Genomic DNA, 3,974 nt, shown 5'->3' on the forward strand with positions numbered 1-3,974 from the left:
GCCGGCTGCCGCCGTCTCCACCGCCGCTACGAACGCAAAGCCGAGCACTTCCTCGCCTTCACCAGCATCGCCTGCACCCTCATCTGCTACCGCAGGCTGGCCAAATGAGATGACGTCTAAATGCCCGGGTGATCAACCAGCCGCGAGCCGTGCGAAACGCGCATGCCCGGTGCCGCGAGCGGGTCAGTCGCGGAAGTGCGAAGCGTCCCTGCGCCGACGGTCCACCTCGACGGCGAAGACGTCCGGGCGGCTGTAGTGGCCGGTCGGGTCGAAGTTCTGACGCTCTTCCCGGATTCGGGCAAAGTCCAGATCGGCGATTACCAGACGCTCCTCGTCCACGACCGGCTCCACGATCCAGGTGCCGTCCGGCGCCGCCACGGCGGAACCGCCACGGCAGTAGTCGGTCACACCGGCCTGCTCCAGTTCGGCGCGCAGCGGGAAGTCGGCGGGGACGTCGGCCAGGGAGAGCAACCCGTTGGCCGCGAGGTGGAACATCCTTCCCTCACGGGCGATGAAGCATGTGCTGTTGTCGGCGGTGTTGTGGGGGTTGCCGGGCCAGACACTGATGTGCAGTTCCTCGCCCTGTGCGTATAGGGCGTGGCGGGCCTGGGGCATCCAGTTCTCCCAGCAGTTCAGGCCTCCTACCCGGGCAGGGCCCACTTGGTGCACGCGCAGTCCGTTGCCGTCCCCGATGCCCCAGACCAGCCGTTCTTCGTGAGTTGGCATGAGTTTGCGGTGGGCGCTGACAATGCCTGCGCCGGGGGCGATGGCGACCAGTGTGCAAAACACGGTCCCGCGGGCGGTACCCACTCCTCGTTCCGTAGTGCCGAGGTACACGAAGATGCCCAGGTCCCGGGCGGCTTCGGCGATCTGGGCAAGTTCCGGGCCGTCCAGCTCGACCGCGGCCTGCAGGTATGCCGCATAGGCTCGCTTTTGTCCGGTGTCGTTGAAACGGGCGCCGCCTGTGTGCTCCAGCCAGGACGGGTAGCCGGACAGGAAAGTCTCGGGGAAGGCGATCAGCTGGACGCCCTCTGCGGCCGCGTTCTCCAGCCACGCGAGGACCTTCTTGGTCGTCGCCGTCGGATCGAGCCAGTGCGGCCGGGCCTGTGCGGCAGCAATACGCATGTCGTTGTCTCCGTATCGTTCTCGGGTGGTGAGATGAGCCGCCGGAGGGGCTGGCCGATGGGGGCCAGGCGAACTGCATGCCCGGGCGGGCCCCACAGCGCCGCTGGCTACACTGCGAAGATCTGCGAGCTGTCGGCGAACGCCTTGAACTCCAGCGCATTATCCGAAGGGTCCTTGAGGAACATGGTCCACTGCTCGCCAGGCTGTCCCTCGAAGCGGAGATAGGGCTCGATGACAAACGTGGTGTCCGCCGCGCGGAGGCGTTCGGCGAGTGTGTGGAAGTCGGGGATGGACAGGACGAGGCCGAAGTGCGGGACGGGTACGTCGTGCCCGTCGACCGGATTGTGGATCGGATCATGGCGTGGCGCCAGGTGCGTCACGAGCTGATGGCCTCGAAAATTCCAGTCGATCCACTTGTCGGAACTGCGGCCCTGGCGGCAATCCAAAGTCTCGCCGTAGAAGCGGCGAGCTGCCGCCAGGTCGTCGACGGGCACGGCCAGGTGGAACGGCGGGGTAGCTATTTCGTACAGGGGCATCTTTGCAGCCTCTCCTTCGGGAGAGTAGGAGTAGCGCCGACGGCATGTCTGAATGTTAACATCACTACATTAAGAAACAAGGGGAGTGAAGTGAGCAACGAAAGTGGCGTCGCGCCGGCCCGCCGACGCGGCATGGCGAACGAGGTGGCTGACCGAATCCGGGACGCGATCTTCTCCGGTGTTTACACGCCTGGAGCTCAGCTCCGCGAGGTTGAGCTGGCCACTGCTCTCCAGGTCAGCCGGGGTCCGGTGCGCGAGGCACTGCTGAGGTTGGAACGCGAAGGCCTCGTTCAGAGCGAATGGCACCGTGGGACCACCGTGACCACCCTGTCGGCCCAGGATGCCGAGGAGCTGTACAGCCTCCGCGGCGCCCTCGAGCAGCTAGCCGTCGAGCGCCTCGTGAAGCACGCCACGGCGGAGGATCTGGCCGCAGTCCGGAGAGCCGTGAACCGGATGGGCCGTGCCGAGGACGCGCATGCAATCGTGCGCCTCGATCTGGAGTTCCACGACGCCGTCTACGCCGCCGCACACCACGGCCGCCTGGAGAGGGCATGGCAGGCGATCCGCTCCCAGGTGCACCTTTTCCTTCTGATGCGCATAGGCCTCGGCAGCAACGACTACGCCCAGCACATCGAGACAGAACACCGGGAACTGGCCGACGTCCTGGAAGCACGCGACACCGAACACGCTCTCCGGCTCTTCGCGGAGCACCGGAGCCATGCTTTCGCCCTCCTCAAGGCGGCGGACGCGACGGGGTAGACCTGGTCGCCCAGCGATCAGCAACGCCCAACAGGCCCCTACTGCAATCACAGTTCGGGGGTGTCTCCGCGGCGTTCGTAGTGGCTGTCGCGGGGGCGCGGGTCTGGCTGAGGCGCGTACGGCACCATCGCGTCCTCCCACCGGACCCTGCCCAGCCACTGCCCGGCCGCCGCAGTGTCGCCGTGGTGACGGACGAGTTCGCGCTCGAACACGCCGCGGTCGAAATCGTTATCCACGCACGACCGTGTCTCACGATCCCCCATGTCGTTGATGGGCCAGGGGGTGCGATCAGATGGAGACCTTCTTCACCGACCCGGATGCGCTGGAGGCAGCCGGGGTAAGCGACGCGACGAAGGCGCTCGCACGGCACGGACTACATGCCGGTGCACCGTTCATCCTCAGCGATGACGGCAGCTACGACGTCCAACTCAACCGATTCCTGTGGTCCTTGCCGACTCTCGGGGTGAGGTCGGCACATTCCTGGCGTGCCTACGCTCTGGACCTGCTGACCTGGGGACGGTTCCTCCAGGAACATCGCGGCAAGACCCTGTGGCACGCCGACCGTGACGACGTCACCGCCTTCCATCGAGCCCGGCGGGTCGCTCCCGACCCGACACAGGTTGTCTCGGCCTCGACCTGGAACCGGGGCGTCGCTGCCGTGGACAAGTTCTACACATGGGCGGTGGACGAGGCTCTGATCGAGCGGACGCCGTTCAAGTACTACGAGAGCTCGCGGCGCACTGGCTCCGGGCAGCATGTACGCGTCCGCAACAACCGTGCAGTAGAGAAAGCCGCCAAACGCGGAAACGTGAAGTTCCTTTCCGTTCCCCACTACGCGGCCTTTCGCGACATCGGCCTACGGGGTCAGCTGCGGACGGGCACCGCTGATTCGAGCTTCCGAGGCCGTAATGCGGAGCGAAACGTCGTCATGGCCGAGCTGCTGGTCACCACTGGCTTGCGCATCGAGGAGGCTGCTTCGCTCTGCTGGCCGGAACTCCCGTCCCTGGACAGCCAGAGGGACACGAAGAGCCTGCCCTTCGACCTAGCGCCGCCGACTGCCAAGCGGGACAAGGGACGCAAGATTCTCTTGTCCCATCGAGTCCTGCGCGCCGTGGCCGACTACGTCGAGATCGAGCGCTCCCTGATGCTGGACCGCTGGCATGCCCGTGGCTGTCCGCTGCCTGCCGGCGCGGTGCTGGGGAGTCAAGCCGACCGGCGAGGTGTGCGGGTACCCGTGAAAGACGGCAGGCTCCGAAAGGTCCCCTGGTCACGTCTGCCACCGGCACTCCGATCCCGCCTGTACCTCGTTGACGATCAGGGCCGTTCCCTCGGCCCGGCGTGCGTCTGGCTCGGCCAGGAAGGGCGACCCGTGTCTCTGTCGGCCTGGGAGTCGGTCTTCGTGCGGGCCTCGGAGAGATGCCGTACGCGCGGGATCGACGTCGACGCCACACCCCACGTCCTTAGACCGTGTCCTACATGGTCAGTTGGCAGTTGTACGGGTCATGGGGAGTGGACGGTGGGGATGGATCGTTCCGGACGGGTTGTGGGAGATAG

General features: G+C 66.2%; 5 protein-coding genes and 1 pseudogene. 3 read left to right on the forward strand and 3 right to left on the reverse strand.

Annotated features, from left to right (window positions below; translation table 11 throughout):
- Nucleotides 1-108, forward strand: a pseudogene (locus ACWFQ8_RS33335) (IS5/IS1182 family transposase); the annotation flags it as partial.
- A gap of 75 nt (nucleotides 109-183) precedes the next feature.
- Here ACWFQ8_RS33335 and ACWFQ8_RS33340 read toward each other — a convergent pair.
- Both ACWFQ8_RS33340 and ACWFQ8_RS33345 read right to left on the reverse strand, forming a co-directional pair.
- Nucleotides 184-1,125 (reverse strand): carbon-nitrogen hydrolase family protein, encoded by a 942-nt coding sequence (locus ACWFQ8_RS33340; protein WP_453790013.1) that lies wholly within the window; start codon nucleotides 1,123-1,125, stop codon nucleotides 184-186.
- Nucleotides 1,126-1,232: 107 nt separating this feature from the next.
- On the reverse strand, nucleotides 1,233-1,661 hold the full coding sequence (locus ACWFQ8_RS33345; RefSeq protein WP_453790014.1) for a VOC family protein: 429 nt from the start codon (nucleotides 1,659-1,661) through the stop codon (nucleotides 1,233-1,235).
- A 90-nt stretch (nucleotides 1,662-1,751) separates the two neighbouring features.
- On the opposite strand from ACWFQ8_RS33345, the gene ACWFQ8_RS33350 reads away from it, so the two are divergent.
- Nucleotides 1,752-2,420 (forward strand): GntR family transcriptional regulator, encoded by a 669-nt coding sequence (locus ACWFQ8_RS33350; RefSeq protein ID WP_453790015.1) that lies wholly within the window; start codon nucleotides 1,752-1,754, stop codon nucleotides 2,418-2,420.
- A gap of 47 nt (nucleotides 2,421-2,467) precedes the next feature.
- Here ACWFQ8_RS33350 and ACWFQ8_RS33355 read toward each other — a convergent pair whose 3' ends face one another.
- Nucleotides 2,468-2,656, reverse strand: coding sequence for a hypothetical protein (locus ACWFQ8_RS33355; RefSeq protein ID WP_453790016.1), 189 nt, complete (start codon nucleotides 2,654-2,656; stop codon nucleotides 2,468-2,470).
- A gap of 56 nt (nucleotides 2,657-2,712) precedes the next feature.
- On the opposite strand from ACWFQ8_RS33355, the gene ACWFQ8_RS33360 reads away from it, so the two are divergent.
- The coding region (locus ACWFQ8_RS33360) for a tyrosine-type recombinase/integrase (protein ID WP_453790017.1) at nucleotides 2,713-3,974 on the forward strand (1,262 nt) is incomplete at its 3' end.

The sequence above is a fragment of the Streptomyces sp. NPDC055254 genome (assembly GCF_053606025.1).